General features: G+C 64.0%; 2 protein-coding genes. One reads left to right on the top strand and one right to left on the bottom strand.

The genetic code is table 11. The features are described from left to right. The first annotated feature begins 356 nt into the window (after nt 1-356). On the top strand, nt 357-857 hold the full coding sequence (locus tag VNH11_35570) for a hypothetical protein (protein ID HVA51715.1): 501 nt from the start codon (nt 357-359) through the stop codon (nt 855-857). Nucleotides 858-1,626: 769 nt separating this feature from the next. Here the strand turns inward: VNH11_35570 and VNH11_35565 are convergent. Further along, nucleotides 1,627-2,494, bottom strand: an 868-nt coding sequence (locus tag VNH11_35565; GenBank protein HVA51714.1) for a DUF1501 domain-containing protein, incomplete at its 5' end; no start/stop codon positions are given.

Raw genomic sequence — 2,494 nt, 5'->3', positions numbered from 1 at the left:
TGGGCCGATTAGCGGAACTTAGACCAGGTTATCGCGCCGGTGGCCGATTGGCAAGAGTCTGGCGTCGACGACGGGCGGCCGAAGCCGACCTCGGTGATGGCGCCCCACGGCGTCGGCAGGCTCAAGTCCCGAGTCGCAAATCCAAATCCGGCAACGCGTTCGGCGCAGCGTGGCACAGGGCGAGCGGGCGAGCGCCGGCACACCGATTGCCTGTCCGTCAGCCCCAGACCGCGGACTACGGACCAGCTACGAAGAGAATTCCTTTGCAACCCGACTTGTGAGCGGATAGGATAGGCGGGCGCGTGGCGGGCATGTCGCCCCCAGCAGGCATATTCCTTTTGAATCGGAGGCATTCGATGCAGGTCTCCTTTAGGCTCCCGTTCGTGTTGTCGGCAGCGGTTCTTCCCTTCATCTTGTCGGTGGCTCTTGCGCAAGGAGACGCGTCCAAGTCGGACGCGAAGCCCGACGCCAAAGCGGCCAAGGCCGATGCCAAGCCCGCCAAGCCGCGGGCCAAACCGCGCGGCCGCTTGCCCGCTTATTACAGCAAGGTGGTCAGCGGCCAGCAGCGTGAAAAGATCTACGCCATCCAGCAACAATATGAGCCGAAGATCAGCGCGCTGAAGGCCGAGTTGCAGGCGCTGCAAGACAAGATGGACGGCGAAGTCGAGGCGGTGCTGACTTCCGAACAGCGCGAGATCGTCAAGAAGGCGGCTGACGAAGCGAAGCAGAAGCGAAAGAGCTCCGCCTCGGCGACGGCCAGTTCCTCGGCCGACGACGAAAGCTCGGACAGCGCCACCGACGCGAAAGCGGCCGGCGGCGATTCCAAGGCGACCGCGAGCAGCAAGGGCGGCAAGTAGTCTCGATCCGAGATTGAGCCGTAGGTCTCGGGCACACGGACGTGCCCGTTTGTTTTCAACCCACCGCGCCGCGCCTTTGCCCGCGTCTTCCCGGCCCGGCAGCGGTCGATGCAACGGTCCGAGTCGAGTTGGCCGTTGAGGCGATGATGGTATGCGGCCGCGGAACGCGGGTAGAAGTCGCCTGGGCAGACACTTGGTGCAGATCGCGGAGCATGCGGGCCATGTCGGCGGCAATGCGAGTGCGGCGGGTTCGAGTCATTTTTCCCATCTTGTTTCTCCTGCGAAGGTTGCCGTTCAATGGGTCCACGTCTCGCGCCCCAGATTTTCGGCAGGAGCGGCGGCCGTTCTGCAGAAAAAAATCGGGTCGCCGGAACCACCCGCCTCGAACCAGAAGAACGAACAGATTCTTCTAGTTTTTTTATGCGCGATGTGAAACCTTTTTCTGAGCTGTGATACTCTATCCACCCGCGCGCTTCGCTCAAAAACCGGTCAGAGGTAACCCCACCATTGGCCACCGGCGGCATCCGCTCGGAACCAAAACATCCTTTGTTCTATCTCGCGACTGGCTTGGGTTGGATCGGTTGCAGGCCTCCGCCTGCTTGGTTCCCTGTGTTCTACCGCGCCGTTGGCTTGGGACCGGATCTTTTCGACTCGTCGGTTCCGCTCGCTCAAAACGGTTGCGCAAGGCCGTCGAATCCGTGCTGAACTCAGTGACGACCGGAGCGGCTTTACATGGCACGGCAAAACAGTCGGGTTGCGGAGCGTCCTCTCACGCCAAGAGCTTGCGGACCACTTGCCCGCCGACGTCGGTCAGCCGGAAGTTGCGGCCCTGGAAGCGGAACGTGAGCCGGGTGTGATCGAGTCCCAGCAGGTGCAAGATCGTGGCCTGCAAGTCATGTACGTGAACGCGGTCTTCAACGGCGTAGAAGCCAAGCTCGTCGGTGACACCGATCGTCTGGCCGGGCTTGATGCCGCCACCGGCCAGCCAGAGGGCGTAGCCGTCGATGTGGTGGTCGCGGCCCATCTGGTCGCGCGGCTCGCCCATCGGCGTGCGGCCGAACTCGCCGCCCCAGATCACCAGCGTCTCGTCCAACAGGCCGCGCTGCTTGAGGTCTTTCACCAGCGCCGCGGCCGGGCCGTCGGTCTCGCGGCAGCGGTCGTCGAGCGGCTTGCCCAGGTGCGTGTCGTTGTTGCCGTGATGGTCCCAATCGGTGTGATAGAGCTGCACGAACCGCACGCCCCGCTCGACCAGCCTGCGGGCCAGCAGGCAGTTGTTGGCGAAGGAGGGCTTGCCCGGCTCGGCGCCGTAGGCGGCCAGCGTTTGGGCGGTTTCGCCTGACAGGTCCATCAACTCCGGAGCGCTCGATTGCATCCGCCAGGCCATCTCGTAGGCGGCGATGCGAGTGGCAATCTCCGGATCGCCCACGGCGTCGAATCGCTGGGAATTAAGGTCTTTCACGGCCGCGAAGAAATCGCCTTGTCGCCGACGGTCGAAGCCGGCCGGACTGGCAAGATTCAGAATCGGCTCCGGCCCCTGCAAGAGCGGCACGCCTTGATAGGTCGTCGGCAGAAAGCCGCTCCCCCACAGCGGAGCGCCGCCGCGCGGGCCGCGCGGGCCTGATTGCAGCACCACGAAG

Source organism: Pirellulales bacterium, assembly GCA_035533075.1.
Classification (GTDB): Bacteria; Planctomycetota; Planctomycetia; order Pirellulales; family JAICIG01; genus DASSFG01.
Note: the sequence above shows the minus strand (reverse complement) of the source record. Positions and strands in the feature narration are given on the sequence as shown.

What these genes read in the sequence shown, in the direction of transcription:
- VNH11_35570 (HVA51715.1), top strand. Translation starts at nt 357, where the DNA reads ATGCAGGTCTCCTTTAGGCTCCCGTTCGTGTTGTCGGCAGCGGTTCTT.